Annotated in this window: 14 protein-coding genes; 5 read left to right on the top strand and 9 right to left on the bottom strand. The window is 73.1% G+C overall.

Annotated elements, in window-relative coordinates:
- The first annotated feature begins 20 nt into the window (after positions 1 to 20).
- Positions 21 to 281 (top strand): DUF6343 family protein, encoded by a 261-nt coding sequence (locus ABTY04_RS06840; RefSeq protein ID WP_352212261.1) that lies wholly within the window; start codon positions 21 to 23, stop codon positions 279 to 281.
- Positions 282 to 319: 38 nt separating this feature from the next.
- Here the strand turns inward: ABTY04_RS06840 and ABTY04_RS06835 are convergent, their stop codons facing one another.
- From ABTY04_RS06835 to rpsA, 4 genes are all read right to left on the bottom strand, one after another.
- Positions 320 to 727, bottom strand: a complete 408-nt coding sequence (locus tag ABTY04_RS06835) for a tetratricopeptide repeat protein (protein WP_352212260.1) — start codon at positions 725 to 727, stop codon at positions 320 to 322.
- A 66-nt stretch (positions 728 to 793) separates the two neighbouring features.
- The gene (gene coaE / locus ABTY04_RS06830) at positions 794 to 1,423 is read right to left on the bottom strand and encodes a dephospho-CoA kinase (RefSeq protein ID WP_352212259.1); all 630 of its coding nucleotides are present in this window, start codon (positions 1,421 to 1,423) and stop codon (positions 794 to 796) included.
- A gap of 103 nt (positions 1,424 to 1,526) precedes the next feature.
- Entirely contained in the window at positions 1,527 to 2,465 is a 939-nt protein-coding gene (locus ABTY04_RS06825) for a PAC2 family protein (RefSeq protein ID WP_352212413.1), read from the bottom strand.
- A 158-nt stretch (positions 2,466 to 2,623) separates the two neighbouring features.
- Complete coding sequence (gene rpsA / locus ABTY04_RS06820; protein WP_030292147.1) at positions 2,624 to 4,132, bottom strand: 30S ribosomal protein S1; 1,509 nt, start codon at positions 4,130 to 4,132, stop codon at positions 2,624 to 2,626.
- Between the two features lie 356 nt (positions 4,133 to 4,488).
- Here rpsA and ABTY04_RS06815 point away from each other — a divergent pair, with 356 nt between their 5' ends.
- Together ABTY04_RS06815 and ABTY04_RS06810 are read left to right on the top strand one after the other, a co-directional pair.
- The gene (locus ABTY04_RS06815; protein ID WP_352212258.1) at positions 4,489 to 5,382 is read left to right on the top strand and encodes a class I SAM-dependent methyltransferase; all 894 of its coding nucleotides are present in this window, start codon (positions 4,489 to 4,491) and stop codon (positions 5,380 to 5,382) included.
- Positions 5,379 to 8,072: an ATP-dependent RNA helicase gene (locus tag ABTY04_RS06810; protein WP_352212257.1), complete on the top strand. Its 2,694-nt coding sequence runs from the start codon at positions 5,379 to 5,381 to the stop codon at positions 8,070 to 8,072. Before ABTY04_RS06815 ends, ABTY04_RS06810 begins: the two co-directional genes overlap by 4 nt.
- Here the strand turns inward: ABTY04_RS06810 and pgfA are convergent.
- The 4 genes from pgfA to ABTY04_RS06790 all read right to left on the bottom strand — a co-directional run bounded on the left by pgfA (position 8,062) and on the right by ABTY04_RS06790 (position 11,679).
- Positions 8,062 to 9,045: a cell envelope lipid trafficking protein PgfA gene (gene pgfA, locus ABTY04_RS06805; RefSeq protein ID WP_352212256.1), complete on the bottom strand. Its 984-nt coding sequence runs from the start codon at positions 9,043 to 9,045 to the stop codon at positions 8,062 to 8,064. The two genes, ABTY04_RS06810 and pgfA, sit on opposite strands and share 11 nt — an antisense overlap.
- Positions 9,046 to 9,058: 13 nt before the next feature.
- On the bottom strand, positions 9,059 to 9,199 hold the full coding sequence (locus tag ABTY04_RS06800) for an SPW_0924 family protein (RefSeq protein ID WP_352212255.1): 141 nt from the start codon (positions 9,197 to 9,199) through the stop codon (positions 9,059 to 9,061).
- A gap of 109 nt (positions 9,200 to 9,308) precedes the next feature.
- Positions 9,309 to 10,361, bottom strand: a complete 1,053-nt coding sequence (locus tag ABTY04_RS06795; protein WP_352212254.1) for a hypothetical protein — start codon at positions 10,359 to 10,361, stop codon at positions 9,309 to 9,311.
- A gap of 73 nt (positions 10,362 to 10,434) precedes the next feature.
- A complete protein-coding gene (locus ABTY04_RS06790) occupies positions 10,435 to 11,679 on the bottom strand; it encodes a lytic transglycosylase domain-containing protein (protein ID WP_352212253.1) in 1,245 nt (414 codons plus the stop codon).
- A 164-nt stretch (positions 11,680 to 11,843) separates the two neighbouring features.
- Here ABTY04_RS06790 and ABTY04_RS06785 point away from each other — a divergent pair, with 164 nt between their 5' ends.
- Positions 11,844 to 12,722: a DUF4184 family protein gene (locus tag ABTY04_RS06785; protein ID WP_352212252.1), complete on the top strand. Its 879-nt coding sequence runs from the start codon at positions 11,844 to 11,846 to the stop codon at positions 12,720 to 12,722.
- A gap of 62 nt (positions 12,723 to 12,784) precedes the next feature.
- Here the strand turns inward: ABTY04_RS06785 and polA are convergent, their stop codons facing one another.
- Entirely contained in the window at positions 12,785 to 15,505 is a 2,721-nt protein-coding gene (polA, locus tag ABTY04_RS06780; protein WP_352212251.1) for a DNA polymerase I, read from the bottom strand.
- Between the two features lie 133 nt (positions 15,506 to 15,638).
- On the opposite strand from polA, the gene ABTY04_RS06775 reads away from it, so the two are divergent.
- On the top strand, positions 15,639 to 17,933 hold the full coding sequence (locus ABTY04_RS06775) for an FdhF/YdeP family oxidoreductase (protein WP_352212250.1): 2,295 nt from the start codon (positions 15,639 to 15,641) through the stop codon (positions 17,931 to 17,933).
- Positions 17,934 to 17,952 lie beyond the last annotated feature (19 nt).

Raw genomic sequence — 17,952 nt, 5'->3', positions numbered from 1 at the left:
TGGACCTGAGGCGATGGGCCATGCGTTCCGGAAACGAGCCGATGACCGCCCGCAGTCCGCTGCGGCTGAGGTTCTGGCTGAGCCTGTGGGGGATCGTCTGGGCCGTCGCCGGGACCGCCGCGTTCTCGCTGGTCGGCCGGCCCGGGTGGGCGGCCGCCTGCGGGGTGCTCGCCGTGCTCGCGACCGTGGACCTGGCGGTGGTCCTCCACCACATCCACCAGGGCCCGCACTACCAGCCGGGCCCGGACGTCCCCCCGTACGAGCCTCCCGGCAGCCGGTGAAGCCGGGCGGGCCGGCAGGGCGACGGGCCGGGGCGGGCCTACTCCTCGAAGCGGGCCGCCGCCAGGTAGTCCGGCCGGGGGTCGAGGGCGGCTGCCAGGCGGAAGTGCTTGCGCGCCTGCGCGGGCCGGCCGGAGCGCTCGTGGGTGCGGGCCAGCGCGAAGTGCGCGAAGGCATTGTCCGGCTCCCGCTCCAGCACCAGCTCGAACTCCAGTGCCGCCGGACGCAGTTGAGCGGCGGCGAAGAACGCACGGGCCCGCAGCAGCCGGGCCGCCGTGTTCTCCGGGTGCGCGGCGATCACCGAGTCGAGCAGTTTCACGGCGCCCCGCGGGTCACGCGCGGCCAGCAGCTGCTCGGCGGCCCGGTAGTCGATGACGTGCGTCTCGGGCGACGAACCGGACGGCGGAGGCGGCTGCGACGGTACGGGCTGCGGCGTGGTGTCGGACACGGTCGGTTCCTTCCCTCTCCGGACCCGTTCAACGCCTCGCGCCCCGCCCGCTATTCCATGTGCACGTCAGGCACGGGGAGCTCCGGCGCCACCGCCCGCAGCCCCCGCCCGCTCCATGAGCTCCGCCCACACCTTGCGCACCTGCGGTTCCAGTGCCTCCAGCGGCCCGTCGTTGTCGATCACGAGCGTGGCCACCGCCAGCCGCTGCTCCCGGGTGGCCTGCGCGGCCATCCGCGCCCGCGCCTCCTCCTCGGCCATCCCGCGCAGCGCGGTCAGCCGCGCCAGCTGCGTCCCGGAGGCCGCGTCCACCACGACGACCAGGTCGTACAGCGGCGCCAGGCCGTTCTCCGCAAGCAGCGGTACGTCGTGCACCACGATCGCGTCGGGCCCTGCGGTGGCCTCCAGTTCGGCCGACCGGGCCCTGACCAGCGGATGCACGATCGCGTTGAGGGTCTGCAGCTTCGCCGGGTCGGCAAACACGATCGACCCCAGCTTCGGCCGGTCCAGTGCCCCCTCGGCGGTCAGCACGGACTCTCCGAAGGCCGCCACGACGGCCGCAAGCCCAGGGGTCCCCGGTTCCACGACCTCCCGCGCGATGCGGTCGGCGTCCACGACGACCGCCCCGTACCCCGCCAGCAGCCGCGAGACCTCGCTCTTGCCCGCACCGATTCCGCCGGTCAATCCCACCTTCAGCATGCCCAGCAGACTAGACCCCGCGCCCCGGCCCCCGTACAGCCCCCCGGCTCCCCAGACCGTCCCGCCCCCGCGCCGGGGGGCGGGGGCGGGACGGTAACGCCCGTCAGCCCTCGCCCTCGCGCTCCGCCAGGAACCGCTCGAACTCGCGGCCGATCTCGTCCGCCGACGGGATCTCCTGCGGCTCGGCGATCATGTTGCCCCGCGTCTCGGCGCCGGCCGCCGCGTCGTACTGGTGCTCCAGCCCCTGGACCAGCCCGACCAGTTCCTCGTCGCCCTCGCGGATCTGCCGGTCGATCTCCGTCTGCGTGCGGTGCGCCTCGGTCCGCAGCCCGTGCGCCACCGCAGGCAGGACCAGCCCGGTCGCCGCCGTGATCGCCTCCAGCGCCGTCAGCGCGGCGTCCGGGTACGGGGAGCGCGCCACGTAGTGCGGGACGTGCGCGGCGACGCCCAGTACGTCGTGCCCTGCCTGGCCGAGGCGGAACTCGACGAGCGATTCGGCGCTGCCCGGCACCTGCGCCTCGTCGAAGGGGCTTCGGTGGCCCGGCATGAGGTCGGTCCGGTTGCCGTGCGGGGTGATCCCGACGGGCCGGGTGTGCGGGACGCCCATCGGGATGCCGTGGAAGTTGACCGAGAGCCGGACGCCGAGGCGCTCGACGATCTGCCGGACCGCGACGGCGAAGCGCTCCCACTCCACGTCCGGCTCGGGGCCGGAGAGCAGCAGGAACGGCGCGCCCGTGGCGTCCTGGACGAGGCGCACCTCCAGCCGGGGCTCCTCGAACTCGGTCCAGTGGTCGCGCTGGAACGTCAGCAGCGGACGCCGGGCGCGGTAGTCGACCAGACGGTCCGCGTCGAACCGGGCCACCACCTGGTGGGGCAGCGTGTCGAGCAGCCGCTCGACGATCTGCTCACCGGCCTCGCCCGCGTCGATGTACCCCTCGAAGTGGTAGAGCATGACCAGCCCGGCCGAGTCCTGGGCAAGTGCCAGGTCCGCCACCGCCAGGCCCTTGGCATCCCATTCGTACAAACCCTGTGGATCAAGCACCGTCACGACTCCTCCTGTCCGCCTTCTCAGCCAAGAACGTCCAAGGCGGCTGCTCCATTCCCCAGTTGGCGCTTTTCACAGGAACGCAACAAGGCCCGCCCCCTGGGGGACGGGCCTTGCTTTCAGCTCAGCTCACACCGGAGTGTGATGCGCTGCGATCAGCTCTGGCCGCCGGCCAGCTTCTCGCGGAGCGCGGCCAGGGCCTCGTCGGAGGCCAGGGCGCCCGAGGTCTCGTCCGACTCCGAGGAGTACGAACCACCCGAGATGCCCGCACCGGCGTTGCCACCGGCGGCCGGGGCGGCAGCGCCCTCGGCAGCAGCGGCCTCGTCGGCCTCGCGGCTCTTGATGACCTGAGCCTGGTGCTGCTCGAAGCGGACCTGCGCCTCGGCGTACTGGCGCTCCCAGGTCTCGCGCTGGGTCTCGTAGCCCTCGAGCCAGTCGTTGGTCTCGGGGTCGAAGCCCTCGGGGTAGATGTAGTTGCCCTGGTCGTCGTAGGACGCGGCCATGCCGTACAGGGTCGGGTCGAACTCGACCGACGCCGGGTCGGCACCGAAGGACTCGTTGGCCTGCTTCAGCGACAGCGAGATCCGGCGACGCTCCAGGTCGATGTCGATGACCTTGACGAAGATCTCGTCGTTGACCTGGACGACCTGCTCCGGGATCTCCACGTGGCGCTCGGCCAGCTCGGAGATGTGGACCAGGCCCTCGATGCCCTCGTCCACGCGGACGAACGCACCGAACGGAACCAGCTTGGTGACCTTACCCGGGACGACCTGGCCGATCTGGTGGGTCCGGGCGAACTGCTGCCACGGGTCCTCCTGCGTCGCCTTCAGCGACAGGGAGACACGCTCGCGGTCCATGTCGACGTCGAGGACCTCGACGGTGACTTCCTGGCCGACCTCGACAACCTCGGACGGGTGGTCGATGTGCTTCCAGGACAGCTCGGAGACGTGGACGAGACCGTCGACGCCACCCAGGTCCACGAAGGCACCGAAGTTGACGATCGAGGAAACGACGCCGGAGCGGACCTGACCCTTCTGCAGGGTGGTGAGGAACGTCTGGCGGACCTCGGACTGGGTCTGCTCCAGCCAGGCGCGGCGGGACAGGACCACGTTGTTGCGGTTCTTGTCCAGCTCGATGATCTTCGCCTCGAGCTCCTTGCCCACGTAGGGCTGGAGGTCGCGGACGCGGCGCATCTCGACGAGGGAGGCCGGCAGGAAGCCACGGAGGCCGATGTCGAGGATGAGACCACCCTTGACGACCTCGATGACGGTACCGGTGACGATGCCGTCTTCTTCCTTGATCTTCTCGATCGTGCCCCAGGCACGCTCGTACTGAGCGCGCTTCTTGGACAGGATCAGACGGCCTTCCTTGTCCTCCTTCTGGAGAACCAGGGCCTCGATCTCGTCGCCGACCTTGACGACCTCGTTCGGGTCGACGTCATGCTTGATCGAGAGCTCACGGCTCGGGATCACGCCTTCGGTCTTGTAACCGATGTCGAGCAGGACCTCGTCCCGGTCGACCTTCACGATGACGCCGTCGACGATGTCGCCGTCGTTGAAGTACTTGATCGTCTCGTCGATCGCGGCGAGGAAGGCTTCCTCGTTACCGATGTCGTTGACCGCTACCTGCGGAGTGGTAGAGGTGGTCTCGGTGCTGCTCGTCATGTGGGAAAGGGCTCCGGTTACGGACAGAAAGTCGTAGGTACTGCTACGCCGGGAGCCCTTATCGGCATCTGCCGAAGAAGCCGGACAGCCAAGGAAGCCCAAATTCCGCGTCAAGCGGACCGGGCCTCGAAAACCGAGGGGTCATCTACAGATGCAAGCGCAGCCTGCTAGGTCTGAGGAGCACAGGCTCGCAGCGCAACTTGTAGCATACGGGGGCAGCCGGACAGGGTCAATGCGCGAAGGCGCACATCCCGGGCAGATCGCCGCACGACCGGCACAATTCGTGGGCAGGCGCGCGCCGATGGCCGTTCCCTGCCTCGTTCCGACTCTTTCCGCAGACTACGACGACAGGCCCCATGAACCAAGAGGACTACGCCCCCGAAGAAGCGTACGAAGCCGACGGCGACGCCGGCGAGGACGCCGAGGCCACCCGGCGTGACGCCGACGATGCGGAGAGCAGCCGGGCGAGCCGGGGCTGGTGGGACCGCAACGCCGACGAGTACCAGAGCGAACACGGAGCGTTCCTCGGCGACGACCGCTTCGTCTGGGGACCGGAGGGCCTGGACGAGGCCGAGGCCGCGCTGCTCGGCCCGGCGGACGCCCTGAAGGGCAAGGTCGTCCTGGAGATCGGCGCCGGCGCCGCGCAGTGCTCGCGCTGGCTGGCCGCGCAGGGCGCCCGCCCGGTGGCCCTGGACCTCTCCCACCGCCAGCTCCAGCACGCCCTGCGCATCGGCGCGGACGTCCCCCTGGTCGAGGCCGACGCGGGGAAGCTGCCCTTCCGCGACGGCTCCTTCGACCTGGCCTGCTCCGCGTACGGGGCCGTCCCCTTCGTCGCCGACCCCGTGAACGTCATGCGCGAGGTCCACCGCGTCCTGCGCCCCGGCGGCCGCTGGGTCTTCTCGGTCACCCACCCCGTCCGCTGGGCTTTCCCCGACGAGCCCGGCCCGGAAGGGCTGTCCGTCGCCGCCTCCTACTTCGACCGGACCCCGTACGTCGAACAGGACGAGCAGGGCCGCGCCGTATACGTGGAGCACCACCGCACGATCGGAGACCGGGTCCGGGACGTGGTGGCGGGCGGGTTCCGCCTGGTCGACCTGGTGGAACCGGAATGGCCCTCGTGGAACACCCAGGAGTGGGGCGGCTGGTCCCCGCTGCGCGGCAACCTGATCCCCGGCACCGCGATCTTCGTCTGCGAGCGAAGCGAGATGGGGGAGCCCCCGGCCGAAGGCCGGGGGGAGCGACTGACGTGATCCGTACCGCCGCCCTCGACGCCCTTCCCGTACGGGAGGCCGTGCCCGCGCTGGTCTCCGCGCTGGACACCCACGGCACGGCGGTGCTGTGCGCCCCGCCCGGCACCGGCAAGACCACGCTGGTGCCGCTGGTCCTGGCCGGGCTGGTCGGCGGCGGGCCCCGGCGCCGGGTCGTCGTCGCCGAGCCCCGGCGGATCGCCGCCCGCGCGGCGGCACGGCGGATGGCGTGGCTGCTGGGCGAGCAGGTCGGCGGCTCGGTGGGCTTCACGGTGCGCGGCGAGCGGGTGGCGGGGCCGGCGACGGTGGTCGAGGTCGTGACCACCGGGGTCCTGCTCCAGCGGCTCCAGCGCGACCAGGAGCTGGCCGGGGTGGACGTGGTGGTGCTGGACGAGTGCCACGAGCGGCACCTCGACGCCGACACGGTCGCCGCCTTCCTCCTGGACGTACGGGAGACCCTGCGCCCCGAGCTGCGGCTCGTGGCGGCTTCGGCGACGACCGACGCCGCCGGCTGGGCCCGCGTCCTTGGTCAGGGCCGTCTCGGCGGCGCGCCGGTGGTGGAGGCCGGGGGGGTCTCGTACCCGGTGGAGACGGTCTGGGCCCCGCCGGCCCGGCCGGTGCGGCCCCCGCACGGGATGCGGGTGGACCCGGCGCAGCTGGCGCACGTGGCCTCGGTGGTGCGGCGGGCGCTGGCGGAACGTTCCGGCGACGTGCTGTGCTTCCTGCCCGGCGTCGGCGAGATCGCTCGTGTCGCGGGGCAGCTCGGCGGGGTGGACGCGGAGGTCCTCCAGGTCCACGGCCGGGCCCCGGCGGCCGTCCAGGACGCGGCGCTGACGCCCGCGGACCACCGCAGGGTGATCCTCTCCACGGCGGTGGCGGAGTCGAGCCTGACCGTGCCGGGGGTACGGGTGGTCGTGGACTCCGGGCTGGCCCGCGAGCCCCGGGTGGACCATGCGCGGGGGCTGGGCGCGCTGGCGACCGTACGGGCCTCCCGCGCGGCCGGGCGCCAGCGGGCGGGCCGGGCCGGCCGTGAGGCGCCGGGGGCGGTGTACCGCTGCTGGCCGGAGGCCGAGGACGGCCGCCTGCCCGCGTTCCCCTCCCCCGAGATCCGGATCGCGGACCTGGCGCAGTTCGCGCTCCAGGCCGCGTGCTGGGGCGACCCGGACGCGACGGGCCTGGCGCTGCTCGACCCGCCGCCGGCCGGGGCGATGGCCGCGGCCCGGGAGGTCCTGTCCGCGGTCGGTGCCGTGGACCCGGCCGGCCGGGTCACCCCGCGCGGGCGGCGGATGGCCCGGCTGGGCCTGCATCCGCGGCTGGCGCGGGCACTGCTGGACGGAACGGCCGCCGTGGGGGCCCGCCGGGCGGCGGAGCTGGTGGCACTGCTGAGCGAGGAGCCGCCGCGGGAGTACGGCGACGACCTGGCCGCCGCCTGGCGCCGCGCCCGCGCGGGCGGCGACGCGTACGCCGCCCGCTGGCGCGCGGAAGCCCGCCGCCTGGAACGCGCCGCGACCCAGACCCCAGCGAACCCGCCCGCGGACCCCGCCACACCGCCCGCGGACCCCGCGAGGCCCGCCGGACCGCCCCCGCACCCCGCCGCACCCGGCGCCGGCCCGGGGGCGAAGGGTGCGGCCACCGTCGTGGGCGGCGGGCGGCCCGGGGGCACGGACCGCCCGGCATCCGTCGACGCCCGCGGGCGAGGGGGTTCCCCGGGCGACGATGCCGCTGCCGGGCTCGTCGCGGCGCTGGCGTTTCCGGAGCGGGTGGCCAGGGCCAAGGCCGAAGGGGCCTTCCTCATGGCCGGCGGGACCGCCGCCGAGCTCGGTGACGGTTCCGGGCTGCGCAGTGCGCCCTGGCTGGCCGTCGCCGTCGCCGACCGGGGCCCCCATTCCACGTCCGCCCGCGTCCGGCTGGCTGCCGTCATCGACGAGGACACCGCCCGCGCTGCCGCCGGGCACCTGCTCACCTCGGGGGAAGAGGTGCACTGGGAGGCCGGCGACGTCGTCGCCCGCACGGCGCAGCGGCTCGGGTCGGTGGAGCTCGCCGTGCGCCCGCTCAAGGACCCCGACCCGGCCCTCGTCAGGGCCGCCCTCCTCGACGGCCTGCGCAGCGACGGGCTCGGCCTGCTGCGCTGGACCGCGGACGCTCAGGCGCTCCGGGACCGGCTCGGCTTCCTGCACCGCACCCTCGGCGGCGGCTGGCCCGACGTCCGGGACGACGGCGCCCTGCTGGACCGCGCCGACGACTGGCTGGAGCCCGAGCTGTCGCGGGCCCGGCGCCGGGCCGACCTCGGGCGGATCGACGCCGGGCAGGCGCTGAACCGGCTGCTGCCCTGGGCCACCGGCGAGGCCGCGCGCCTCGACGAGCTGGCCCCGGAGCGGATCGCCGTGCCCAGCGGCTCCCGGATCCGGGTGGACTATTCCGCCGAGCACGGGCAGCCGGTCCTCGCCGTGAAGCTCCAGGAGCTGTTCGGGCTGGCCGAGACCCCGAAGGTGGCCGGGGTGCCCGTTCTGGTCCACCTGCTGTCCCCGGCCGGGCGGCCCGCCGCCGTGACCGCCGACCTGGCCTCCTTCTGGAAGGGCGGCTACCGCGCCGTCCGCGCCGAGCTGCGCGGCCGCTACCCCAAGCACCCGTGGCCGGAGGACCCGGCGACCGCCGAGCCCACCCGGCACACCAACGCCCGCCTCAGGCGCTGAGCCCCTCCTCCGCCTCGCCCCGGCGGCCACGGCCCCGCGCCTCCAGCCACAGCGCCGCCGCGAACAGGAGGAGTCCGCCCGCCGCCAGGCCGGCCGGGGCGTACGTGTGCAGCGCGAGGACCTTCGTACGGTTCGACTTGACCAGGTCGAGGGTGTACTTCGCGTAGTCCTCGCGCAACTTCACGTCCCCGGCGAAGACCGTGAGCCTGCCGTCGGGCGCGCCGGCCGCGATGCCGCCGCGCATCTCCTGCTCGATGACCTGCTCGGCGTTGACGGGCGCCCCGGTGACCGGGTCGACCCAGAACATCGCCTTGACCTTGTACCAGAGGCTGGTGCCGGTGCTCTGCTCGAAGGTCGCGGGGTCGATGCCCTCGATCGGCATCTTCTTGGGCAGGGAGACCTTCGTCCACGGCACGGTCTGCTCGTAGTAGTAGACGTCCATCCCCTTGTACGTGCGCGGGCCGACGTAGTGGACCGGCGAGTCGGTACGGGTCTGCGCGTCGAAGTAGAGGTAGTCGCGGGGTTCGGTGAAGAACGGCCATTTGAACTCGATGCCCTCGCGCCTGACCGGGTCGCCGTCCACCATCTCGCCGGTGGCGTGCACCGGGGCCTGGGTGTGGGCGTCGAAGATGTAGCGCTCGGGGATCTGGGAGACCATCTTCCCGTCGGGGCCCATGATGTACGACAGCGTGTCCCAGACGACGACGTCCTTGCCGGCGCTCGCCTCGATCTCCTTCGATGCCTCGACGTTGCCCTTCAGGGTCTGGACGACGGTGACCTTGTCGACCTTCTTCGGCTCCATGCCGGCGGTGTAGTCGAGAAGGGTCGCGTCCTTCGCCTCCAGGACCATCTCCTGGTACTGGTTCGGCGGGATCTTGGCGAGCCGGGGGTACGCGTACCAGCGCAGCAGCGGTGCGAGAGCGGCGAGGAACACGGCGAGGGCGAGCAGGACGAGGCTGGCGGTGCGTCTCAAGGCCGGGCCTCCTCTACTGTCCGGGCGCGCTGGGCGCGGTGGTGAGCAGGGGCTTGGGCGAGGTCTTGCCCTCGGGCGCCCCGAGCGCCGTGACGGCGAACACGAGGGCCAGCGCGGCGGCAAGGCCGATGGCGGCGGCGACGAGTGCGCGCATGCCGGGCTCCGGATCTGATGGGGTGTCAGGGCGGGGGCACCGTAGCAACGCGGGGTCGAGATGAGAACCGTCGGGCCGGGAGCGCCGTGCGGGAACGCCGGGCGGGCGGCTAGAGCGGGCCGCTGGACAGGCGGTCGTGGATCGCGCGCAGCCAGGGCAGGCGGACGGCGGGCAGCCGGGCCAGCGTGTAGCGGAACACGCGCGGGTCGGGGCGGAACACCCCGCCCCAGGGATGCATCGGCAGCGGATCGTCGCGCAGGACGCCGTCGGGGAGCCCGCCGCTCGCGGGGACGTGCAGCCGGTCGTTGTGGAAGGCCATGTGCATCCACACGTCCGCGGCGAGCGGCACTGTCCCGGCGGCGCCGGCCGGCGACTGCCAGGCCAGGCCCGTCTGCGGGTGCCGGGGTACGAGGACGATGTCGGGGGCGGGCTCCGGATCGGGCAGGCCCGGTCCGGCCAGGGCCAGGGTCTTCGCCGCCGGCCCGGGCGGAAGCAGCGCGTCGAGCACGCGTCCGAACGCGGTCGCGACGAGGCCGCCGGGGAGGTGCACGCGGGTCCCGCCGGAGGCGGCCAGCAGGTGGGCCAGCGCGACCGCGACGGCCGCCTCCCACTGCGGGCTCCAGCACCCGGGAGGCTCGATCGGGGGCGTGGTCCGCCGCTCCCGCAGCAGGTCCTCCCAGTCGGCCGTCCGGTCGGGGCCGTCGGCGGGGAGCCGGCGTACGGCGGTCGGGTGGAGCCGCACGGCCTGCCAGAGCGAGCAGTCGTCGATGCGGGTCGCGACCGGCCGCGCGCAGTGCGCGCAGGCCAGGTTCGGACCGTCCCGCCCGTCGAGCCCCAGGCAGTATCCGTCGCACCGCTCGGGGATCAGGACGGTGTTGCGGGTGTCGCCCGGCGCGACGACGATCGCTCCGGGCGCCCCGCACGGCAGGAAGGCGACCGGGGCGAACACGCCGCGGGCCGCCGCTTCGTCCGGCCCGACCTCGTCCCAGGGCCGCCATGGCGGACCGGAAGGCTCCGGGTCGACGGCGTAGGTCCCCGGTTCCATCAGCGCGGGGAGCATCTCGTGTCCGTAGTGCTGGTGGGCGCGGACGGGAAGCGCGATCCGCGACACGGGGGCGGTCAGCTCGGCTCCGCACCCCGCACACGCGAACACATCGGCCATGTGCCCTCCCCCGCCCGTCCCCTGAACAGCGGAGATTATTCGGGCCGGGTGATCGACCGCCACCACCTTTGTCCTAGGGGGTCCGGGACGGGCCCGTGCTCGGCGAAGCGGCGACCGGGGTCTTGGTCCCGGTCGGGGTCGGGGTCGGGGTCGGCTTGGCGCTCGCCGTGGGGCTGGGCTTCGGCGAAGGGGTCACGGGCGCGGTGGGCGCGGGCGTGGGCGTCGGCTTCGGCTTCGGCTTCGGAGACGGTGTGGGCGTCGGACTCGGGGTCGGCGTCGAAGTTGGCGTCGGGCTCGGCGTCGGCGTCGGGGTGGGCGTCGGGACCGGGGTGGGCGTCGGGCTCGGCGTGGGCGTCGGTGCGGGTGTCGGGCTCGGCGTGGGTGTGGGCGTCGGCTTCGGGACCGGCGGCGCCGGGGGCTGGGCCGTGCCGCCGTCCGGGATCTCGTGCGCCCCCTTGAGGTAGTACGTGAACCAGGACTTCACCGTCCGCAGGTACTCCCCGGACTGGTTGTACGAGAGCACCGCCCGGTCCAGATCGGCGGCCACCCGCAGGTCCCGGGTCCCCGCGCACAGGTAGCGGCCCGCCGCGAGGGCCGCGTCGTACACGTTGTTCGGGTTGCGCCGGCCGTCGCCGTCGGCGTCCTGGCCCCATGCCGCCCACGTCGACGGGATGAACTGCATCGGCCCGACCGCCCGGTCGTACCTGGCGTCCCCGTCGTACTCCCCGCCGTCCGTGTCCCGGATGTTCGCGAAACCGTTGCCGTCGAGCACGGGGCCCAGGATCGGGCGCAGCGTGGTGCCGGCAGCGTCCACGCGGCCACCGCCCGCCTGCCCGGACTCGACCTTGCCGATCGCCGCGAGCAGCTGCCAGCGCAGTCCGCATCCGAGGTCGCTCTCACCCACCTTCTTCTCCGCCAGCCGGTACGCCGCCAGGACGGTCGCCGGGATCCCCTGCGCGCCCTCCCCGCCGCCCATCGCCACCGGCTCGTTGTGCGCCGCCCCCTCGGCCGCCGCGCCCGGCTCCGCGGCCGGGGCGTCCTGCGGCAGCGGGGCCGCCGACGGCTCGGAGCCGGCCAGGGGCGGGAGTTCGGCAAAGTAGGCGGAGTCCCCGCCGGATCCGGCCGACTGCGACGGCTGCGCGGTCTGCGCACCGTCCCCGCCGGCCGCGGATATCCGCTCGCCGGGCGGGGCTTGGGAGGCTGTCACCGCGGCGGCCACGGCCGCACAGGCCAGGGCGGCGGCCCCGCCCCTGCGCAGCCCGCGTCCGAACCCGGCCGTGAACCATTGCGTCAACCGAGCCGTCTTCCGAACCGACATGATCCGGCTCCCCTCCCCCTCGAAGTCGGCGTGACCATACGTCAGCTCCCTTCACACTGCACGGATCGCTGCCCGGATTTCACGAGTTCCCCACGTCCCGTGCAGCTCACGCATACTGTCCCGACCGTTCGGGACGCATTGGCCCGAAGTAAGGAAGAGATGCAATGCCGTTCACCCTCAGCCACGCGGCCGCCGTGCTGCCGGCCGTCCGCCGGGCCGGGCGCGCCCGTGGGCCGCTGGCCGCTTCAGCGCTCGTCCTGGGATCGTTCGCGCCGGACACGTTCTACTTCGCGGACGCGGTCGTCGGGGGCGTCATGCAGTACGGCGGATTCACCCACTCGCTGCCCGGTGTGTTCACCGCGGACGCGGTGCTGACCGCCGCACTCGCCGCGTTCTGGGTGCTGCTGCGCGAGCCGCTGGTGGCACTCCTGCCGCGGGCCCGGCAGGGCCGGATGCACTCCCTGCTGCGGGGCGAGCCGTGGCGGGGCGGTCGCCGGCCGGGGCGGCTGGCGCTGTGGTTCTACCTGTCGGCGGTCGCCGGCTCCCTGACCCACGTGGTGTGGGACAGCTTCACGCACCTGGACCGGTGGGGGACGAACCTTGTGCCCCGGCTCGGTGAGCCGCTCGCGTTCGGGTACCCCCTGTACACGTTCCTCCAGTACGGGACCTCGGCGCTCGCCGCCGTCGCCCTGCTCTGGTTCACGGTGACGGCCGTGCGCCGGCTGCCCGACCGGCCCGCACCCGCGTGCGTCCCGGCCCTCGGCAGGGCCGCGCTGGCCGGCTCGTACGCCCTGATCGCGGCGTGCGTCGCGGCCGGGGTGACGCTGCGGGTGATCCGCTTCTTCACCTTCTACGACCGGATCAAGAGCCCGCTCGACATCATCCCGACCGTCTGCTTCGGCGCGGGTGGCGGCCTCGCCGTGGGCCTGCTGCTGTTCGCGGCGCTGGTCCGGCTGCGCCACCGCGGCCCCGGCCGCCCGCAGCCGCGGTTCGAGCCCGGGCCGGCCGAGGCGCAAACGCGGACGCCCGCCCCCGCCGGGTAGCGGGGACGGGCGTCACGGGGCGCTGCCGCCGTGGCCGGAGCCGGACCGGGCCGGCTCCGGCATCAGTGCGCGGCGGACTCCCAGTCGGCTCCGACGCCGACGGACACGTCCAGCGGGGCGCGGAGCTCGACGGCGGCGCCCATCTCGCGGCGCACCAGCTCCTCGACCTTCTTGCGCTCGCCCGGGGCGACCTCCAGCACGATTTCGTCGTGCACCTGCAGCAGCATCCGCGACTTCAGGCCGGCCTCGGCGATCGCCTTGTCCACGCGCAGCATGGCGACCTTGACGATGTCGGCGGCGGTGCCCTGGATCGGGGCGTTCAGCGCCATCCGCTCCGCGGCCTCGCGCCGCTGGCGGTTGTCGCTGTTGAGGTCGGGCAGGTAGCGGCGGCGGCCGAAGACCGTCGCCGTGTACCCGGTGGCCCGGGCCTCCTCGACCACGCGGCCCAGGTAGTCCCGGACCCCGCCGAACCGCTCGAAGAAGGTCTCCATCAGGCCGCGCGCCTCGGCGGGCTCGATGTTCAGCTGCTGGGCGAGCCCGAAGGCGGACAGCCCGTACGCCAGCCCGTACGACATGGCCTTGATCTTGCGCCGCATCTCGGCGTCGACCTCGGAGCGCTCCACGGCGAACACCTGGGAGGCGACGGTGGTGTGCAGGTCCTCGCCGGACAGGAACGCCTCGATCAGCCCCTCGTCCTCGGAGAGGTGGGCCATGACGCGCAGCTCGATCTGGCTGTAGTCGGCGGTCATGAGCGATTCGAAGCCCTCGCCGACGACGAAGCCGCGGCGGATGGCCCGGCCCTCGTCGGTGCGCACCGGCACGTTCTGCAGGTTGGGGTCGGTGGAGGACAGGCGTCCGGTCGCGGCGGTGGTCTGGCTGAAGCTGGTGTGCACCCGGCCGTCGGCGGCGATCGTCTTGACCAGGCCCTCGACGGTGACGCGCAGCTTGGCCTGCTCCCGGTGGCGGAGCATGATCACCGGCAGTTCGTGGTCGGTCTGCGTGGCCAGCCAGGCCAGCGCGTCCGCGTCCGTGGTGTAGCCGGTCTTGGTCTTCTTCGTCTTCGGCAGGTCCAGCTCTCCGAAGAAGACCTCCTGGAGCTGCTTGGGCGAGCCGAGGTTGAACTCGTGCCCGACCGCCGCGTGCGCCTCCTTCACCGCCTGCTGCACGGCTCCGGCGAACTGCTGCTCCATGGCCTCCAGGTGGTCGCGGTCGGCGGCGATGCCGGAGCGCTCCATCCGGGCCAGCAGCTCGGAGGTGGGCAGCTCCATGTCGTGGAGCAGCCCGGCGGCGCCCACCTCGTCGAGCTTGCCGGTGAAGGCGTCGCCGAGGTCGAGGACGGCGCGGGCCTGCGCCATCAGGGCCTCCGCCTCGGCGGTCTCGTCCGCGCCGAAGGCCAGCTGCCCGTCGGCCGCGGCGGGCTGGAGCTCCCGGTGCAGGTATTCGTTGGACAGCACGTCCAGGGCGAAGGAGCGGCGGCCCGGCTTGACCAGGTACGCGGCGAGCGCCGTGTCCATGGTCACACCGGCCAGGGTCCAGCCGTGCTCCGGGAAGACCCGCATCAGGCCCTTGGCGTTGTGCACGACCTTCGGCTTCGCCGGATCGGCGGCCCAGGCCGCGAAGGCCTGCTCGTCGGCCTCGTCCAGCGCCGACGGCTCGAACCAGGCGGCGGCCCCGCCGGCCGCGGCCAGCGCGATCTCGCTGACATTGCCCTGGCCCAGCGCCCAGCTGTCCACGGTGGAGACGCCGAGCGGCCCGCCCGCGTGGCTCGCCAGCCACGGCGCCAGCTCGCCCGCGCCCAGCACGCTCGCGTCCAGCTCCACACCGGCGGCCGGAGCCGGAGCCGGCTCCTCGGCCGCACCCGGGTCCACGGCCAGCAGCCGCTCGCGCAGCGAGGCGTTGCGGATCTCCAGCACGTCCAGCACCCCGGTGACGGCCGAGCGGTCGTACGGGGCACGGGCCAGGTCGGCCGGGGCCTTGGGCAGCTCGACGTCCTTGACCATCTCGGTCAGGACCCGGTTGAGCTTCACGGCCTCCAGGTGGTCCCGGAAGTTCTGCCCGGCCTTGCCCTTGACCTCCTCGGCGCGCTCCACGAGCTCCGCGAACGACCCGAACTGGGTGATCCACTTCGCGGCGGTCTTCTCACCGACGCCCGGGATACCCGGCAGGTTGTCGGACGGGTCGCCGCGCAGCGCCGCGAAGTCCGGGTACTGCTGCGGGGTGAGCCCGTACTTCTCCTCGACCTTCTCCGGGGTGAACCGGGTGAGCTCGGAGACGCCCTTGGTCGGGTACAGCACGGTGGTGTGCGCGGAGACGAGCTGGAAGGAGTCCCGGTCGCCCGTGACGATCAGCACCTCGAAGCCGAGCGCCTCCGCCTGCGTCGCCAGCGTGGCGATCACGTCGTCGGCCTCGAAGCCGTCGACCGCGAACCGCGGCACGTTCATCGCGTCGAGGAGCTCGCCGATCAGCTCGACCTGCCCCTTGAACTCGTCCGGGGTCTTGGAACGGTTCGCCTTGTACTCGGGGAACTCCGTCGAGCGCCACGTCTTGCGCGAGACGTCGAACGCCACCGCGAAGTGCGTGGGCGCCTCGTCGCGCAGCGTGTTCGCCAGCATCGACGCGAAGCCGTAGATGGCGTTCGTCGGCTGGCCGCTCGCGGTCGTGAAGTTCTCCGCGGGCAGCGCGAAGAACGCCCGGTACGCCAGGGAGTGCCCGTCCATGAGCATCAGGCGGGGGCGGTCCGCTGCGGTCGTCTGGTCGGTCTTCTTCGATGCGTTCTCTGCCACGCCCCCGATCCTAGGCGGCCCCGCTGACAATTCCGGCGTCGGCGATGTCCGCAGGGCATGACAGGATCGGACGCCCACGCGAATACGTACAGCGGCCGACGCCGCGACGCCCGACTGCTCAAAGGGGAGCGACATGGCCGCCAAGCCGCCCGCAGGTGATCCCGCACAGGACGCGCCGCAGGTCGCGCCCCCCAGGCAAGCCGCCGCCGGCCTGCCCGCGATCGGGCACACCCTGCGCATCGCGCAGCGGCAGATGGGCGTCGCCCGCACCGCGCGCACCCTGCTCAAGGTCAACCAGAAGGACGGCTTCGACTGCCCGGGCTGCGCCTGGCCCGAGGGCGACAAGCGGCACACCGCCGAGTTCTGCGAGAACGGCGCCAAGGCCGTCGCCGAGGAGGCCACGCTGCGCCGGGTCACCCCGGACTTCTTCGCCCGCCACCCGCTGTCCGGCCTCGCCGGCCGCTCCGGCTACTGGCTGGGCCAGCAGGGCCGCATCACTGAGCCCATGTACCTCCCCGAGGGCGCCGACCGGTACCGGGCGATCTCCTGGGAGCAGGCCTTCGAGATCATCGCCGAGGAGCTGACGGCCCTCGACTCCCCCGACGAAGCCCTCTTCTACACCTCGGGCCGCACCAGCAACGAGGCCGCGTTCCTCTTCCAGCTGTTCGCCCGCGAGTTCGGCACCAACAACCTGCCCGACTGCTCCAACATGTGCCACGAGTCCTCGGGCTCCGCACTGAACGAGACCATCGGCATCGGCAAGGGCAGCGTCTCCCTCGAAGACCTCCACCAGGCCGACCTGATCATCGTCGCCGGGCAGAACCCGGGCACCAACCACCCGCGCATGCTCTCCGCCCTGGAGAAGGCCAAGTCCGCCGGCGCGAAAATCATCTCGGTGAATCCGCTGCCCGAGGCCGGCCTGGAGCGCTTCAAGAACCCGCAGACCCCGGTCGGCATGCTCAAGGGCACCGCCCTGAACGACCTCTTCCTCCAGATCCGCATCGGCGGCGACCAGGCCCTCTTCCGCCTCCTCAACAAACTCGTCATCGAAGCATCCGAGAGCGCCTCCGGCGCGGGCTCCGGCGCCATCGACGAGGCCTTCATCCGCGAGCACACCCACGGGTACGAGGAGCTCGCGGCCGCCGCCAAGGAAGCCGACTGGGCCGAGACCCTCACCGCCACCGGGCTGACCCGGCCCGAGATCGAGCGGGCCCTGGCCATGATCCTGGCCTCCGAGCGCACCATCGTCTGCTGGGCCATGGGCCTCACCCAGCACAAGCACGCCGTCGCCACCATCCGCGAGGTCGTCAACCTCCTGCTGCTGCGCGGCAACATCGGCCGCCCCGGCGCCGGCGTCTGCCCCGTCCGCGGCCACTCCAACGTCCAGGGCGACCGCACCATGGGGATCTTCGAACGCCCCGCCCCGGCCTTCCTCGACGCCCTCGACAACGAATTCGGCATCACCTCGCCGCGCGGCCACGGCTACGACGTGGTCCGCTCCATCGAGGCCATGCGCGACGGCAAGGCCAAGGTGCTCTTCGCCATGGGCGGCAACTTCGTCGGCGCCACCCCCGACACCGACGTCACCGAGGCCGCGATCCGCCGCACCGCCCTGACCGTGCACGTCTCCACCAAGCTCAACCGCTCCCACGCGGTCACCGGGCGGCGCGCCCTGATCCTTCCCACCCTCGGCCGCACCGACAAGGACATACAGGCGGGCGGCAAGCAGTTCGTCACCGTCGAGGACTCCATGGGCATGGTCCACGCCTCCCGCGGCAACCTCGCCCCCGCCTCCCCCCACCTGCTCTCCGAGCCCGCCATCGTGGCCCGCATGGCCCGCGCGGTCCTCGGAGCCGCCTCCGCCACCCCGTGGGAGGAGTTCGAGCGCGACTACGCCGCCATCCGCGACCGGATCTCCCGCGTGATCCCCGGCTTCGAGGACTTCAACGCCCGCGCGGCCCGCCCCGAGGGCTTCCGGCTCCCGCACGCCCCGCGCGACGAGCGCCGCTTCCCCACCAAGACCGGCAAGGCCAACTTCACCGCCGCGCCCGTCCAGTACCCGAAGATCCCCGAGGGCCGGCTGCTGCTCCAGACCCTGCGCAGCCACGACCAGTACAACACCACCATCTACGGTCTCGACGACCGCTACCGCGGGATCACCGGCGGCCGCCGCATCGTCATGGTCAACCCCGAGGACGCGGCGGAGCTCGGGCTCGCGGACGGCTCGTACACGGACCTGGTCGGCGAATGGAAGGACGGGGTGGAGCGGCGCGCGCCCGGCTTCCGCGTCGTGCACTACCCGACCGCCCGGGGCTGCGCGGCCGCGTACTACCCCGAGACCAACGTGCTGGTCCCCCTCGACTCCACCGCCGACACCAGCAACACCCCTGCCAGCAAGTCCGTCGTCATCCGCTTCGAACCGGCCTGATAGAACGATCTCAGGACAA

It is taken from the genome of Streptomyces sp. NPDC097981 (genome assembly GCF_040302565.1).
Classification (GTDB): Bacteria; Actinomycetota; Actinomycetes; order Streptomycetales; family Streptomycetaceae; genus Streptomyces.
Note: the sequence above shows the minus strand (reverse complement) of the source record. Positions and strands in the feature narration are given on the sequence as shown.

What these genes read in the sequence shown, in the direction of transcription:
- ABTY04_RS06800 (WP_352212255.1), bottom strand. Translation starts at nt 9,199, where the DNA reads ATGCGCGCACTCGTCGCCGCCGCCATCGGCCTTGCCGCCGCGCTGGCC.
- ABTY04_RS06790 (WP_352212253.1), bottom strand. Translation starts at nt 11,679, where the DNA reads ATGTCGGTTCGGAAGACGGCTCGGTTGACGCAATGGTTCACGGCCGGG.
- rpsA (WP_030292147.1), bottom strand. Translation starts at nt 4,132, where the DNA reads ATGACGAGCAGCACCGAGACCACCTCTACCACTCCGCAGGTAGCGGTC.
- ABTY04_RS06775 (WP_352212250.1), top strand. Translation starts at nt 15,639, where the DNA reads ATGGCCGCCAAGCCGCCCGCAGGTGATCCCGCACAGGACGCGCCGCAG.
- ABTY04_RS06815 (WP_352212258.1), top strand. Translation starts at nt 4,489, where the DNA reads ATGAACCAAGAGGACTACGCCCCCGAAGAAGCGTACGAAGCCGACGGC.
- ABTY04_RS06785 (WP_352212252.1), top strand. Translation starts at nt 11,844, where the DNA reads ATGCCGTTCACCCTCAGCCACGCGGCCGCCGTGCTGCCGGCCGTCCGC.
- ABTY04_RS06795 (WP_352212254.1), bottom strand. Translation starts at nt 10,361, where the DNA reads ATGGCCGATGTGTTCGCGTGTGCGGGGTGCGGAGCCGAGCTGACCGCC.
- coaE (WP_352212259.1), bottom strand. Translation starts at nt 1,423, where the DNA reads ATGCTGAAGGTGGGATTGACCGGCGGAATCGGTGCGGGCAAGAGCGAG.
- ABTY04_RS06840 (WP_352212261.1), top strand. Translation starts at nt 21, where the DNA reads ATGCGTTCCGGAAACGAGCCGATGACCGCCCGCAGTCCGCTGCGGCTG.